Source organism: Pseudomonas sp. AIG (assembly GCF_977020205.1).
The window spans coordinates 22,773-37,690 of record NZ_CDROCK010000009.1; the positions used below are offsets into that span (position 1 = coordinate 22,773).

15 protein-coding genes are annotated in these 14,918 nt (G+C 60.9%); 10 read left to right on the forward strand and 5 right to left on the reverse strand.

Annotated elements, in window-relative coordinates; genetic code table 11:
• The first annotated feature begins 56 nt into the window (after positions 1-56).
• On the forward strand, positions 57-722 hold the full coding sequence (locus ACWR1S_RS08000; RefSeq protein WP_454563095.1) for an HAD-IA family hydrolase: 666 nt from the start codon (positions 57-59) through the stop codon (positions 720-722).
• A gap of 121 nt (positions 723-843) precedes the next feature.
• Here ACWR1S_RS08000 and ACWR1S_RS08005 read toward each other — a convergent pair whose 3' ends face one another.
• Together ACWR1S_RS08005 and ACWR1S_RS08010 are read right to left on the reverse strand one after the other, a co-directional pair.
• Positions 844-1,503, reverse strand: coding sequence for a methyltransferase family protein (locus tag ACWR1S_RS08005; protein ID WP_454563096.1), 660 nt, complete (start codon positions 1,501-1,503; stop codon positions 844-846).
• Positions 1,504-1,721: 218 nt separating this feature from the next.
• Positions 1,722-2,618, reverse strand: coding sequence for a LysR substrate-binding domain-containing protein (locus ACWR1S_RS08010; RefSeq protein WP_454563097.1), 897 nt, complete (start codon positions 2,616-2,618; stop codon positions 1,722-1,724).
• A gap of 112 nt (positions 2,619-2,730) precedes the next feature.
• Here ACWR1S_RS08010 and ACWR1S_RS08015 point away from each other — a divergent pair, with 112 nt between their 5' ends.
• From ACWR1S_RS08015 to ACWR1S_RS08025, 3 genes are read left to right on the forward strand one after another with little or no spacing between them, the layout of a single operon-like run.
• Positions 2,731-3,753, forward strand: a complete 1,023-nt coding sequence (locus tag ACWR1S_RS08015) for an aldo/keto reductase (RefSeq protein ID WP_454563098.1) — start codon at positions 2,731-2,733, stop codon at positions 3,751-3,753.
• Positions 3,750-4,547, forward strand: coding sequence for an SDR family NAD(P)-dependent oxidoreductase (locus tag ACWR1S_RS08020; RefSeq protein WP_099756603.1), 798 nt, complete (start codon positions 3,750-3,752; stop codon positions 4,545-4,547). Before ACWR1S_RS08015 ends, ACWR1S_RS08020 begins: the two co-directional genes overlap by 4 nt.
• Before the next feature lie 23 nt (positions 4,548-4,570).
• Positions 4,571-4,981 (forward strand): SRPBCC family protein, encoded by a 411-nt coding sequence (locus tag ACWR1S_RS08025; protein WP_454563099.1) that lies wholly within the window; start codon positions 4,571-4,573, stop codon positions 4,979-4,981.
• Positions 4,982-5,110: 129 nt separating this feature from the next.
• Here ACWR1S_RS08025 and ACWR1S_RS08030 read toward each other — a convergent pair whose 3' ends face one another.
• Both ACWR1S_RS08030 and ACWR1S_RS08035 read right to left on the reverse strand, forming a co-directional pair.
• Positions 5,111-6,505: a sensor histidine kinase gene (locus ACWR1S_RS08030; RefSeq protein ID WP_454563100.1), complete on the reverse strand. Its 1,395-nt coding sequence runs from the start codon at positions 6,503-6,505 to the stop codon at positions 5,111-5,113.
• Positions 6,483-7,166, reverse strand: a complete 684-nt coding sequence (locus tag ACWR1S_RS08035; protein WP_007914996.1) for a response regulator transcription factor — start codon at positions 7,164-7,166, stop codon at positions 6,483-6,485. The genes ACWR1S_RS08030 and ACWR1S_RS08035 overlap by 23 nt, the downstream gene beginning before the upstream one ends.
• Positions 7,167-7,359: 193 nt before the next feature.
• On the opposite strand from ACWR1S_RS08035, the gene ACWR1S_RS08040 reads away from it, so the two are divergent.
• From ACWR1S_RS08040 to hcnC, 6 genes are all read left to right on the forward strand, one after another.
• Complete coding sequence (locus ACWR1S_RS08040) at positions 7,360-7,668, forward strand: YdcA family protein (protein WP_454563185.1); 309 nt, start codon at positions 7,360-7,362, stop codon at positions 7,666-7,668.
• A gap of 192 nt (positions 7,669-7,860) precedes the next feature.
• Positions 7,861-8,790 carry a membrane protein gene (locus ACWR1S_RS08045; protein WP_007914999.1) on the forward strand — a complete coding sequence of 310 codons (930 nt, stop codon included), beginning with the start codon at positions 7,861-7,863 and terminating at the stop codon, positions 8,788-8,790.
• Between the two features lie 226 nt (positions 8,791-9,016).
• Positions 9,017-9,556, forward strand: coding sequence for a hypothetical protein (locus tag ACWR1S_RS08050; protein WP_116030229.1), 540 nt, complete (start codon positions 9,017-9,019; stop codon positions 9,554-9,556).
• 241 nt (positions 9,557-9,797) lie between these two features.
• Positions 9,798-10,115, forward strand: coding sequence for a (2Fe-2S)-binding protein (locus ACWR1S_RS08055; RefSeq protein WP_454563101.1), 318 nt, complete (start codon positions 9,798-9,800; stop codon positions 10,113-10,115).
• Positions 10,112-11,521, forward strand: coding sequence for a cyanide-forming glycine dehydrogenase subunit HcnB (hcnB, locus tag ACWR1S_RS08060; protein ID WP_454563102.1), 1,410 nt, complete (start codon positions 10,112-10,114; stop codon positions 11,519-11,521). The genes ACWR1S_RS08055 and hcnB overlap by 4 nt, the downstream gene beginning before the upstream one ends.
• Positions 11,514-12,773 (forward strand): cyanide-forming glycine dehydrogenase subunit HcnC, encoded by a 1,260-nt coding sequence (gene hcnC / locus ACWR1S_RS08065; protein WP_454563103.1) that lies wholly within the window; start codon positions 11,514-11,516, stop codon positions 12,771-12,773. Before hcnB ends, hcnC begins: the two co-directional genes overlap by 8 nt.
• 118 nt (positions 12,774-12,891) lie before the next feature.
• Here the strand turns inward: hcnC and ACWR1S_RS08070 are convergent, their stop codons facing one another.
• Entirely contained in the window at positions 12,892-14,700 is a 1,809-nt protein-coding gene (locus tag ACWR1S_RS08070; RefSeq protein ID WP_454563104.1) for a monovalent cation:proton antiporter-2 (CPA2) family protein, read from the reverse strand.
• Between the last annotated feature and the right edge of the window lie 218 nt (positions 14,701-14,918).

Here is a 14,918-nt window from a genome sequence, read left to right on the forward strand (position 1 = left end):
TCGACCGGGCAAGTGCTACATTGCCCGCCCGGTCTTTTGCCAGAGGATGCGACCCTTTGTCTGCTCACGATGCTGTACTTGATCGCGCGTTCGGCGCGTTTCTGTTCGACATGGACGGCACCGTCCTCAACTCCATTGCCGCCGCCGAGCGGATTTGGGCAGCCTGGGCCGTGCGCCATGGCGTCGATGTGGAAACCTTTTTGCCGACCATTCATGGTGTGCGCGCGATCGATACCATCACCCGGCTGAACCTGCCGGGCGTGGACGCCGAGGCGCAAGCGGCGTTCATCACCGAGGCGGAAATCGAAGACGTTGAAGGCATTGTCGAGATTCCCGGCGCGGCCGCGTTTCTCAACAGCCTGCCCAAGGATCGCTGGGCGATGGTGACCTCGGCGCCACGGGATCTGGCCTTGCGGCGCATGGCGGCGGCGGGAATTCCAGCGCCTGCGGTGATGATCACCGCGGAAGATGTGCAGGCGGGTAAACCTGATCCGGCCGGCTATTTGCTGGCAGCCAAACGACTGGGTCTGGAAGCGCGTGATTGCCTGATCTTCGAAGACGCCGCCGTCGGCATTCAGGCGGCTGAAGCCGCCGGCGCGCCGCTGATGATCATCACCACCACGCATCAGCATCCGCTGGAAACGGTTCATGCGACGTTGGTCAGTTACGCTGACATTCGCGTCGCAGTCGACAGCGACGGCCTGCATCTGCGACGCCACTGACACCCCACAATCCCTTGTAGGAGTGAGCCTGCTCGCGATAGCGGTGTGTCAGATAACACTTATTTGACTGGAAGACCGCTATCGCGAGCAGGCTCACTCCTACAGGGACGGTGTTTGGAGGTCAATAAACCCCCGGCACCAACCGCCAGCTCCGCGCACAGTAAGCGTCATACTCCGCGCCAAACTGCGCACGCAGCAGGGCTTCTTCCGAATGAATCCGGGCAATCAACGGGATCAGTGTCAGCGCTGCCAGCATCAGTCCGACCACCGAACGAAACGCCAGCGCCCAGCCCACGGCATTGACCACCAGCCCCAGATAACTCGGATTGCGCAGGTGTTGATAGATGCCATCGGTCACCAATCGGTGCCCCGGCTGAATCGCCACCAACCCACTGAACCGCCGCCCCAGCACAAACACCGGCCACAGCCGCAGCGCGCCGCCGATGATAAACAGCAAAGCGCCGAGCCAGCGCACACCTTCACCGCCCACCGTCCAGAAATTCACCCGGTCGCAGTAAGCCGGCAGAAAACCACTGACCAGCCCGATCACACCGAACGCCGGAATCACCCAGCGATTGGCGCGATCTTCACGCTCGCCAGCGCTCAGGTTGACCTCACTGAACAGCGAAGCAATCACCATCGCCACCGTCGCCAATGCGACGATCACCAGCGAGCCGTGGGCAAAGAACATCGCCACACCACCAATGCCCCACACCGCCAGGCCGAGGTAGGCAAGTGTGGCGAGTACCGCAACGACGGTCATTTGTGCGGACATTCTCATGGTCAACTCACGGCTGGATGCTGATCTGATGAGTGTAGATCCACCGCAAAACCTGTGGGAGCGAGCCTGCTCGCGAAAGCGTTGGTTCAGTCAATTTTGATCTTGGATGTGCCGGCCCCTTCGCGAGCAGGCTCGCTCCCACAGGGATCTGCGTCGTACACAGAATGCGAGATCACTTCTGAACCTGTGGGTGCGAGCCTGCTCGCGAAGAGGCCCTCTCAGTCAGCGCCTATCTCACCGTCAGTCAGGACTTTGCGGAACGTCTCCACCAACGGCCGCAAATTGATCCGGTGCCACGCCGCCCACAACGGCGTGGTCAACCTCAGCCACGGCAGCTCCCGCAACACCACACCCGGCGGCGCGTTATGGCTCAAACCTTTTTGAATCATCGCAATCCCCAACCCCGACGCCACCAACCCCAGCGCAGTAAACGGCTCGGTTGCCTGCATGCGCACATCCGGGGTGAATCCCGCACGGATGCAGGCGCTGACAAACTCATCGTTGGCATCCTGTCGCGGCTGCACGCCGATCCATTCCTGATCGGCCAGATCCTCGGGACTCAACGCCGCTTGCTGCGCCAATGGATGATGTTCCGGCAACGCCAAGAGCATCGGGTCATCGAGCACCTGAAAGCTCAGCAGATCCGGATCGTCATCGGTCGACGGCTCACTCACCAAGGCAATATCGAGACTACGCTGTCGCAAGCCTTCCAATTGCTCGGCGGAACTGAGGTTGTACAACGCGACATGCACATTCGGCCGATCGGTGCGCAACACGCGTAAGGCATTGGGCAAGACGCCGGCGTGCATGGCGTTTTCGATGTAGCCGATGCACAAGCCGCCTTCTTCGCCGCGACCCAGACGCTTGCCGAGGGATTCCAGGCGATTGGCGTGGGTCAGCAGGGCGCGGGTTTCGGCGAGGAAGGTCTGGCCGTCGCGGGTCAGGCGAATGCGTTGCTGGCTGCGTTCGAACAGGGTCAGGCCCAGACGCTCTTCGAGTTGGGCGATCTGCCGGCTCAGCGGCGACTGGGAAATGTGCAGCCGTTCGGCGGCGCGGCCGACGTGTTCTTCCTCGGCGACGGCAACGAAATAGCGCAATTGGCGGATGTCGATCATGTCAGACCTGTAGGGACTCAAGTGCTGCGCATTATGTCTTGGACGGTCTCGGTGTCGCAATCTAGGATCTGCTCAACGGTCACCCAGACCCTGAACCTATGAGGACAATCCAATGAGTTTGAAAGACAAACTGCCCGGCCAACTGGGCTTTGGCACCGCGCCACTGGGCAACATGTTCCGCGCCATCCCCGAAGAAGAAGCGCAGGCCACCGTGCATGCTGCGTGGGATGCCGGCGTGCGTTACTTCGATACCGCGCCGTTCTATGGCTCCGGTCTGTCGGAGATCCGCCTCGGTGAAGCGCTGAAGCAATACAAGCGCGACGACTATGTGCTGAGTAGCAAGGTCGGCCGGGTGATTCTCGATGAAATCGAAGACGCCGCCGCCCGCGATCTCGGCGAAAAAAGTGGTGTTTTCGAACACGGTCGGCCGAACAAAATCGTCAATGACTACAGCGCCGATGCAACGCTGCGTTCGATCGAAGACAGCCTCAAACGCCTGCAAACCGATCGCCTCGACATCGTCTGGGTGCACGACATCGCGCAGGACTTCTATGGCGATCAATGGCTGGAATACTTCAATCAGGCCCGCACCGGCGCGTTCAAAGTGCTGACCCGCTTGCGCGAAGAAGGCGTGATCAAAGGCTGGGGCCTGGGTGTGAACAAGGTCGAGCCGTGTGAACTGACCCTCGACCTCAGCGAAGCGCAGCCGGATGGCTTCCTGTTGGCCGGTCGCTACACGCTGCTCGATCACGAGCGCCCGTTGCAACGCTTGATGGATGCGGCACGGGCACAGAACGTTGAAATCGTCGTCGGTGGCCCTTATAGCTCGGGAATCCTGGCCGGTGGCTCGCACTTCGAATACCAGCAGGCCAGCCCTGAAGTCATCGCCAAGGTCGAGCAGATCAAACGCATCGCCGCCGCGTACAACGTCGATATCAAAGCCGCTGCGCTACAGTTCTCGCTGGCCAATCCCGCTGTTGCGGCGGTGATTCCCGGCGCCAGCAAACCCGGTCGCATCGCTGAAGATGTCGCGGCGTTGTCGGCGATCATTCCTGCCGGTTTCTGGCAGGCGATGCGCGACGCCCAACTGGTTTCTGAACGTGCACCATTGCCAATCGATGAGGTGAAAGCATGAAGATTGATCTGAGTGGAAAACTGGCCATCGTCAGCGGCAGCACCGCCGGCATTGGTCTGGGCATCAGCCAGTCGCTGGCCGAAGCGGGCGCGACGGTGGTGGTGATCGGCCGCGACACGGGCAAGGTCGAACAGGCGTTGGCGAGCATTCGCGAGAAAGTCCCGGGTGCGCAGTTGCGTGGTTTGGCTGCCGATTTGGGCACCGCCGAAGGTGCGCAAAAACTCTTCGCCGCGGAACCGCGTGCCGACATTCTGGTGAACAACCTCGGCATCTTCGACGCCGTGGATTTCTTCGAAGCGCCGGACAGCGAGTGGACGCGTTTCTATGAGGTCAACGTGATTTCCGGCGTGCGTCTGGCACGGCATTATGTGCCGGCGATGGTCGAGCAAGGCTGGGGCCGAGTGATTTTCCTGTCTTCGGAATCCGGCGTCGCCACACCGGCCGACATGATCAATTACGGCGTGACCAAAAGCGCCAATCTGGCGGTGTCCCATGGTCTGGCCAAACGTCTGGCTGGCACCGGGGTGACGGTCAATGCGATCCTGCCGGGGCCGACCTTCACCGATGGCCTGCAAGACATGCTCAAGGATGCCGCCGCCGAATCCGGGCGCAACCTGCGCGATGAAGCCGACGCCTTCGTGCTCAAGGCCCGTCCGACCTCGATCATCCAGCGCGTGGCGGATGTCGAAGAGGTCGCGCACCTGGTCACCTACATTGCTTCGCCGCTGTCCTCGGCCACCACTGGCGCCGCGTTGCGCGTTGATGGCGGCGTGGTCGACAGCCTGACCATCTGAATTCCCCAGAGAGACATTTATCTATGCCTACAGCATCTGCAACCATGGACATCCCGGCCTCGGCCGATCAGGTCTGGCAATTGATCGGCGGCTTCAACACGCTGCCCGATTGGCTGCCCTTTATTCCCAACAGTGAGCTGAGCGACGGCGGCCGCGTGCGCACGCTGCGAACCGCTGACGGCGCTGTGGTGGTCGAGCGTTTGCAGGCGTTCGATAACGCCGCGAAAACCTACAGCTATTCGATTGAACAGGCGCCGTTTCCGGCAACTGATTATCTGGCAACCATCAAGGTTGAAGCACAGGGGCAGGGCGCACGGGTGACGTGGTCGGGGCGCTTCAACGCCAAAGGCGTGAGCGATGAGGAAGTGGTGGCGCTGTTCAGCTGCATCTACCAGGGTGGCCTCGAGGCACTCCGAGCCAATTACCCAACCTGAGTTGATGATCGTTCCCACGCTCTGCGTGGGAATGCAGCCCGGGGCGCTCCGCGTCCCTTTCGCAAGCTGGAACGCGGAGCGTCCCTTGAAGCGTTCCCACGCAGAGCGTGGGAACGATCCTGTCGCGAATCAGGAATTTTCGATCAGGCTCTGCCGGCAATCGAGCACCAGTTTTGCCCCGCCCAGATCACTGCTGCCGACTTCAAGACTGAAGCCATGCAAGCTGACAATCGCCGCGACAATCGACAATCCCAGGCCAAAACCACCCTGCGGCTGCCCACCCTCGGCGCGATAAAACCGCTGGAACACCGCCTCACGCTCAGCCTCGGGAATCCCCGGACCTGAGTCGTGCACCTCAATCCGCGTCTGCCCACCCGCGTTGACCCCACGCAACATCACCGTGCCGCCCGGCGGGGTGAATTTGATCGAGTTGCTCAGCAGATTCGCCAAGGCCTCGAACAACAACGCCCGATCACCATTGAGTGGCGGTAGCGTCTCCGGCATGTTCAGCTCGAAACGCAGCTCGCCTTCCTCGGCCAGCGGCAGGTAAAACTCATGCAGTTCTTCCAGCAATTGCACCGGGTCGAGCTCGACAAAACCTGAGCGGCGCTGGCGATCTTCCAGTTCGGAAATCCGTAACAACCCACGAAACCGTGCCATCAGCGTGTCCGCTTCAGCGAGCACCAGATCCAGTTGCGCCGCTTCCTGCGAGCCTTCGCCAGCCTGTTGTTGCATGCGATACAACTGCGCGCGCAGGCGCGTCAGCGGCGTACGCAAGTCATGGGCGATGTTGTCGCAGACGCCTTTGACTTCATTCATCAAGCGCTCGATGCGTTCGAGCATGGCGTTGACGATGGCGGCGAGCATGTCCAGTTCATCGCGGCGGTTGGACAGCGGCAAGCGATGGGTCAGATCGCCGGCCACAATCGCCTGGGCGCTGGCCTGAATCGCCCGAATCCGCCGCAACGGTCGGCGCCGCAGCAAATGCCAACCGGCAATGCCCGGCAGAATCGTCAGCGACACGCCCCAGAACAACGCATGCAAAATGATCCGCGTCACCGCAAACAGCGAGCCGTTGTCGCGCAACAACACCAGCCAGCGCCCATCGCGGGTTTGCGTGGCGACCGCGTCGCAGCTGTCATTGGGCAGGGTCGGGTCATCGGAGTCGGCGCAGTCGGCGAGCATGTGGATCTTGCCGTCCAGCGGCAGCCCCTCGGGAATCTGCTGCAAGGCACCGCCGAGGTAAACGCCGTCGGCATCGAACAAGCCATAGGCGTCGATGCCGCGAATGTCGAAGGTCATGCTGGCGGCGAGGGCGTCTTCCAGTTGTGCGCCGCGAAAGTGCGAAAACAGATGCTGACGTTGCATCAGCGAATGTTTGGCGAGGTTGTCGAGGTAGCCGGAGACCTCGTAATACATGACCCCCATGAGGATCGCGCTCCACGCCACGAACAGCGAACTGTACAGCGCCAGCAAGCGGCTGCTGGAGGAACGCCAGCCGTCAGACGGGTTCGGCAATGACATAACCCGAGCCCCGTACCGTGCGGATCAGCGGCACATGGCCGGCGGCGTCGATCTTCTTGCGCAGACGGCCGATGTGCACGTCGATCAGGTTGGTGCCGGGGTCGAAGTGATAGCCCCAGACTTCCTCGAAAATCATCATCCGCGAAAGGATCTGGCCGCTGTTGCGCATGAGGAACTCGAGTAACTTGTACTCGGTCGGCAGCAGCGTCAGCACTTGTTCGGCACGGCGTGCTTCGTGGCTGATCAGGTCCAGTTCGAGGTCGGCGACCTGCAGCGTCGTCGCCTGAGTGGCGCCGCTGTTTTGCCGGCGCAGCAACACTTCGACCCGTGCGGCCATTTCATCGGTGGCGAACGGTTTGGTCAGGTAATCATCGCCGCCGGCCCGCAAGCCGCGCACACGCTCGTCGACATCGGAGAGGGCGCTGATCATCAAAATCGGTGTGGCCACGCCCATGGTGCGCAGCGTGGTGACGATGGCCAGGCCATCGAGTTCGGGCAACATGCGGTCGAGGGTGATCAGGTCGTAGTTGCCGCTCACGGCGCGGTCGAGACCTTCGCGGCCATTGTCGACCCAGTCGACTTCCAGCCCGTGGCTGCTCAGTTCGGCGACGATTTCCCGCGCGGTCACGGCGTCGTCTTCGATGGTCAAGATACGAGTCATAGGCAGGCCTGCTGATCGGTTCAAACGGAATGGCAGCATTTTGCCAAGAAATTCCGGCGACGCTTTAAATTAACTTTCATGTTGTAGCTGTCATTTGCGCGCCTTGGGGATTTATTTGTCGCAACGTTGATATCATCTGGCCATAAAATCCATAAGGAGTGGTTCTGTGCGTCTTTCAATTCGCCGTGGCTGGATGCCAACCGTCAGTCTGTTGCTGGTGCTGTTCAGCGTCTCGGCATGGGCCGCGAACACGCCGTGTTCCGGTAAGAAAGGCGGGATTGACCGCTGCGACGGCGACCTGTTCCTGTGCAATGACGGCTCCATCAGCGGCTCGAAGAAAAGCTGCGCGGCGATGTTTGGCGAGCGCCAGCAGGCCCGTCCGCAAAACCTCCTGCAAAGTGATGATGGCTGCGCCTGCGGCACCGGTTCCTTCTGCACTGGCCCACGCGGCGGGGTGTATTGCCTGACCCCAAGCGGTAACAAGAGCTACAAACGCAAATAACTGGCATTTGTGCCAATGCATAAAACCCGCTGTTATTCGGCTGTTGTTGCAATTTGCATGGAATGAGGAAGTTCATTCTTTCTAAGTGATTGAAAAAAGACGATTTATTTAATTTCTGCGAATGGCACGGTCGCTGCAATTCCTCTGATGACGAGTTGTAACACCATTTTTCATGCCTGGAGCAGAACAACAATGAATAGATCCCCTGATGGGTTTTATCCCGCCGTTGAAGAGTCGAGCAGCGTTTCGGGCGTGTCCTGGGGCGCGATCTTCGCCGGTGCTGCGGCTGCCGCTGCACTGTCGATGATTTTGGTGTTGCTCGGGTTCGGTTTGGGTTTCTCTGCCGTTTCACCGTGGGCCGGAGAGGGCGTCAGCGCCAAGGGCCTTGGCATTTCGACAATCGTCTGGCTGGCGGCGACGCAGATCATCGCCTCCGGTATGGGCGGTTATATCGCCGGTCGCCTGCGGGTGAAGTGGGCGAACATGCACGGCGATGAAGTGTATTTCCGTGACACCGCGCATGGCTTCCTCGCCTGGTGTGTGGCGACGTTGGTCACCGCTGTGTTGGTCGTCGGTTCGGTCAGCAGCGTCATCAGTGGTGGTGTGCAGGCCGGTGCCAGTGTGGCCGGCGGTGCAGCCAGTGCCATGACCCAAGCGGCCGGTTCTGCTGCGGCCAACACCGACAGCAATCAGTACGGTTACTACATTGACAGCCTGTTCCGCGATGACCGTCCAGCCTCCGTCAGCGATGACGCCGCGCATGGCGCCGTGGCGCGGATCTTCGCGCAAAGCCTGGCCAACGGTCAGCTCAGTGCCGAAGACCGTACCTACCTCGCGCAACTGGTCGCCCAACGGACCAACCTGACTCAGGCCGATGCCGAGCGTCGCGTCGATGAAATCTACGCCCGCACTCAGAAAGCCCTGGCCGACGCCAAGCTGAAAGCTCAACAAGCCGCCGACACCGCTGCGAAAGTCGCTGCCTGGACCTCGCTGTGGATGTTCATCTCGCTGTTGGCCGGTGCGTTCTTCGCCAGCCTCGCGGCCACCTACGGCGGTCGTCGCCGGGATGCCGTCGAGTACGTTGAAGTCGACACCTACACCACGACCACTCCAGTCCGTTAAACAAGGAGCATGACCATGCGCTCACTACTGCTGTTTTTCCTCGGCGTGCCAATCCCGATCATCATCCTGATCGCCCTGTTCGTGCACTGATTGCTCCATTGAGGCCCATGCCTCGGCCGCTTCCACCTTCGGGTGGGAGCGGCTTTTTGCTTTCTGCGGGGCCAACGGCGAGAATCGCCGCCGGAAGTGGATTGGCCGCTTTTACCTCTCTTTAAGGATGAACACGTTGGACAAGAAGGAAATCAAACGCCAGTTGGTGGAAATGCTCGAAGCCGGGCGCTCGAAAACCGAAACGTTCAAAGCGTTGTCGGGCGGTGCGGTCAAGGATCGCGTGTTGGCGGCCTGGATTGGCGGGCGTCCGGATCCGGCCCTCAGAGCAAAGCATTCACTCAAAGTCACCCTGCTGGTGGTGTTGACCTGCATCCAGGCATTGATCGGCGCAGTCTTCGGTTTTTTCCTGTTCTATGACGCAAGCGCTGGCCTGGCACTGACCATGTTGCTGATCGCGGGTGGCATTCCGCTGTTGTTTGCATGGGGCTTTTACAAGAACGTGGCGGCGGCTTACACCGTTTACGTCCTCCTCACCATCAGTCAGGTTTCACGCCTGTTCAAGGGCTATGAGGAAGATCCACTGTCGACTGTGATTGCCGTCGGCATCACCCTGGCCATTGTGTTCTACGCCGCCTGGATCAAATCCCTGCTGTTCCCGGACCTCGGTTTCATCGGTGCGAAGAAGATCAAAGGGCAGTTCGTCTTCTCCAATTGATCGTTGGACAATCCAACCGCTTTCACTGGCCTGGATCAATATTTCGTCGAGCGAGATCGCCTAACGTAAATGATCCCGGCCTTTGCTGAGGTATGAACTACAGTGCTTCACGCGCACCTTGTTGCGCTGACGAAGTACCCGCGCCGACGCCCCCTCACAGCCACAATAAACGCGTCGACACGCTGTAGTGCAGCAAGGAGCTGACACCACCTCAACCGAACTTTCACGGATGAACATCGCAATGCACTGCCAAGAAAGAACTTTCGATATCCAGCCGTTGGCGCAGGCGGATATGACCGTCCACATCAATGGCCTAGCGGTCAGCGCTGCTATCGGCGAAACCGTCCTCAGCGTTATCCAGTCCCTCGGCGTGCGCCAGATCGCGCGCAACGATCACGACCAGATCACCGGCGCCTATTGCGGCATGGGCGTGTGTCAGTGCTGTCTGGTGAAAATCAATGGCCGACACAAACGCCGTGCCTGTCAGACCGTGGTGCGCGACGGCATGCAGATCGAAACCCAGGTCAACCGCATCACCACGCAAGAGGTGATCGTATGAACCTGCAACCGGTCATCGTCGGCGGCGGCCCGGCGGGGATGGCGGCAGCCATCGAACTGGCGCGCCACGGTGTGCGCTGCACCTTGCTCGAAGAAGCTTCGCGCCTCGGCGGCGTGGTCTATCGCGGGCCGCTGCGTGACGGCGTGCAACTGGATTATCTCGGCCCGCGCTACTCCGAAGCGCTGGGCAAACTGCACGGTGATTTTCAGGAGCAGGCCGGGCTGATCGACGTGCGCCTCAACCATCGCGTGGTCGGCGCTGAAGGCACTCGCGCGCTGGTGGTGCTCGATGGCGACGAGCACCTGCACGAGATCGAGTATCCGCAGTTGCTCCTGGCTGCCGGTTGCCATGAACGCAGCGTACCGTTTCCCGGCTGGACCTTGCCGGGGGTGATCATGCTCGGCGGTCTGCAATTGCAGATCAAAAGCGGCGTGGTCAAGCCGCAAGGGCCGGTGATCATCGCCGGCACCGGGCCGTTGCTGCCGCTGGTGGCGACGCAGTTGCATGCCTCGGGCGTCAGCGTCGCCGGTGTGTATGAGGCTTGCGCGTTCGGCAAGATTGCCCGCGAAAGTCTGGCGCTGCTGAACAAGCCGCAGCTGTTTCTCGATGGCTTGAGCATGCTCGCCTACCTGAAACTGCACGGCATCCCGATGAACTACGGTTGGGGCGTGGTCGAGGCGCATGGCGAGGGCGAGCTGAAAAGCGTCAGCGTCGCGCCGTACTCGGCGACATGGGAGCCGGACATGAGCCGCGTCGAGCGCTTCGAAGCCAAGACCCTCGCGGTCGGTTACGGCTTTATTCCGCGCACGCAACTGAGCCAGCAGATGGGCCTGGATCATGGCTTCAGCGACGACGGTTATCTGCGTGCCAATGCGAATGTCTGGCAGCAAAGCAACGAACCGCACGTGCATCTGGCCGGCGACATGGGTGGAATTCGCGGCGGTGAAGCAGCGATGCTCGCCGGCAAGATCGCCGCAACCTCGATTCTGCTGCAACGCGGTGTGCTCGAAGAGGAATTGGCCCGCGTGCGCCGCGACCGCTACTTGAGCAAACTCAAAGCCATCGTGCGTTTCCGCGCGGCGGTGGATCGCTACACCGAACGCGGCGTCGGCCAGACCGCATTACCCGCCGCCGACACGGTGATCTGCCGTTGCGAACACGCCACCCGCGCCGACATCGACCTGGCGCTGGAGCAGGGCGTGCAAGACATTGCCAGCCTGAAAATGCGCACCCGCGTGAGCATGGGCGATTGCCAGGGGCGCATGTGCGTTGGCTATTGCAGCGATCGCTTGCGCCAGGCCACCGGGCGCAAGGACGTCGGTTGGCTGCGCCCGCGTTTTCCGATCGATCCGATTCCTTTTTCCGCGTTCCAGTCTGTCGGCACGGAGGCCGCTGCCCATGAGTAAGTTCTATGACGTGATCATCGCCGGCGGCGGCGTGATCGGGGCGTCCTGCGCCTATCAATTGTCGAAACGCAAAAACCTCAAGGTCGCGCTGATCGATGCCAAACGCCCGGGCAACGCGACGCGCGCTTCGGCCGGCGGTTTGTGGGCGATCGGTGAGTCGGTCGGCCTCGGCTGCGGGGTGATTTTCTTCCGCATGATGTCGGCCAACCGCAAGCGCGAAACCCAGGGCGCGGCGGTGGCGGTGGACGCGAGCACGCCGCACATTCTGCCAGAGTCGTTTTTCGATTTTGCCCTGCAGTCCAACGCGCTGTACCCGGCGTTGCACCGAGAGCTGAAAGACAATCACGGCATGGATTTCAAGTTCGAAAAGACCGGGCTGAAATTCGTCATTTACGACGACGAAGACCGGCTCTACGCCGAGCACATCGTCGGCTGCATTCCGCATCTGGCCGACCAGGTGCGCTGGCTCGATCAGGCGGCGCTGCGCGAGTCGGAGCCGAGCGTCAGCCATGAAGCACGCGGGGCGCTGGAGTTTCTTTGCGACCATCAGGTCAGCCCGTTCCGCCTCGCCGATGCCTACATGGAAGGCGCGCGGCAGAACGGCGTCGATATTTTCGTCAACACTAACGTCACCGGCGTCTTGCACCACGGCAGTCGCGTCACCGGTGTGCAAACGGCCGAAGAGGGCGTGTTCCACTGCAAGACACTGATCAACGCCAGCGGCGCGTGGGCGGCGGATTTGAGTGAGTGGGCGACGGGGATTCGCATCCCGGTGAAACCGGTGAAGGGCCAGATTCTGCTCACCGAGCGTATGCCGAAAATCCTCAACGGCTGCCTGACCACCAGCGACTGCTACGTGGCGCAGAAGGACAACGGCGAGATCCTGATCGGCAGCACCACCGAAGACAAAGGCTTCGACGTCACCACCACCTACCCGGAAATCGCCGGACTGGTGCAGGGTGCGGTGCGCTGTCTGCCGGAACTCAAGGACGTCAATCTGAAACGCACGTGGGCGGGCTTGCGTCCGGGTTCGCCGGATGAGTTGCCGATTCTCGGGCCGATGCGTGGGGTGGAAGGGTATTTGAATGCCTGTGGCCACTTCCGCACCGGGATTTTGACCTCGGCGATTACTGGCGTTCTGCTGGACAAACTGGTCAACGACGAACCGCTGCCGCTGGACATCACGCCGTTTCTGGCAGACCGGTTTGAGGTGGCGCCGGTCAAACAGGAGCGCACGCTAGAGCCGGCGTGACACATATCCCCTGTGGGAGCGAGCTTGCTCGCGAATGCAATCTGTCAGTCATTTAGATGTTGACTGACACACCGCCTTCGCGAGCAAGCTCGCTCCCACACGGGGTTTTGTGTGTGGCTCAGGTTTTGCGGGATTCTTCTTCCAGTTGGTCCGACTCAAACAACCGCGCCAGTTCCGCCCGGGCTTCCTGGGCGGTTTGCAGGACTTTCGCCGCGTCGTCGTAGATCGCGTGCTGCGCCTCCAGCACCTGTTCGTCGTGGTGCTTGAAGCGCTTGATCCGCGCATCGGCCTGAGCCTGGGTGAGACCGAGCCCGACCAACGTGCGCCGACTCATCTCCAGACTTGAGTAATACGTCTCACGAATCGCCTCCGCGCCAACATCGACCAAGCGGTGCACGTGCTGACGGTTACGGGCCCGGGCGATGATCTTCATGTGCGGATACAGCTTGCGCACCACCTCGGCCGTCTTGATGTTGGTGTCTGGATCATCCGTGGCAATCACGAAATATTCCGCCTCGCCGACCTTGGCCGCGTTAAGAATTTCCGGGCGCATCGGGTCGCCGTAGAACACCGGCACACCGCCAAAGCTGCGTGACAGTTCAATGGTTTCCACCGAGGTGTCCAGTGCGACGAACTTGATGTTCTGCGCACGCAGGATACGCGCGACGATCTGGCCCATCCGGCCCATGCCAGCGATCACCACCCGTGGCGTGTCAGTGTCGATCTCACGGTATTTTTCCGGCACTTCCACCGGCTGCACTTTCGGGCTGACCAGCCGCGCGCAGAGCAACAGCAACAACGGCGTGACCGCCATCGACAAGGTGATGGTCAGCACCAGCAAATCGTACAGGCGCGGTTCGAACAAGCCCTGATCACGACCGATCTTGAATACTACAAAGGCGAATTCACCACCCGCCGCCAAGACGATACCGAGGCGAATCGCACTGACCTTGTTCAAGCCACCGGCCAGACGCCCGACGACGAACAGCAGCGGCAATTTCAGCCCGATCAACAGCAGCGTCAGCCCCAGCACGGTGATCGGCGCGCTGAGCAGCAAACTCAAGTTGGCACCCATGCCGACGCTGATGAAAAACAGCCCGAGCAGCAGCCCTTTGAACGGCTCGATCTGCGCTTCCAGTTCATGGCGATATTCCGAATCCGCCAACAGCAAACCGGCGAGAAACGCCCCCAGCGCCATCGACACACCGACCAGATCCATCAACCACGCCGTGCCGATCACCACCAGCAACGCCGTGGCCGTCGACACTTCCGGCAAACCGGTTTTCGCCACCACGCGGAACACCGGACGCAACAGATAGCGCCCACCGACCACGACCACGGCGATACCGCCGAGCACTTGCAAGGCATGATTGAGGCTTTCGGCATTGCTGGTGTCGTGCGCACCGCCGGCGAGCATCGGCACCAGCGCAATCAACGGGATCGCGGCGATGTCCTGGAACAGCAGAATTGCAAACGCCAAGCGCCCATGGGGGCTGGTCAATTCTTTGCGCTCGGCCAGACTTTGCAGGCCGAACGCCGTTGAGGACAGTGCCAGACCGAGGCCGAGCACAATCGCGCTGTTCAGCGGTTGGCCAAACACCGACAAGGCCAGTACGCCGATCACTGAAGCCGTCAGCAGCACCTGCGCCAGACCGACGCCGAACACTGATTTGCGCATCACCCACAAACGTCGCGGCGACAGCTCAAGACCGATGATGAACAGCAGCAACACCACACCCAACTCGGAAATGTGCGCCACGCTCTGCGGGTTGCCGATCAGGCCCAGCACCGAAGGACCGATAATCACCCCGGCAAACAGATAACCGAGCACGGCACCCAGTTGCAGGCGTTTGGCCAAAGGCACGGTGAGCACGGCCGCGAACAGAAAGACGACAGCGGCTTGCAACAGATTGCCTTCATGGGGCATGGGGGGTTACTCCTGACAACGGTACGGCGGGGGGGACAAGGATAAGGGTTACACAGACCTATAGGCCACTGGAGATCCAATGTGGGAGCGAGCTTGCTCGCGAAAGCGAAGTGTCAGTCAACAGGTTTGTCACTGGTAGATCGCACTCGCGAGCAAGCTCGCTCCTACAGGGGATCTTCATCATTTCTGTAATATCTGGCATCAATTGGTTACATTTA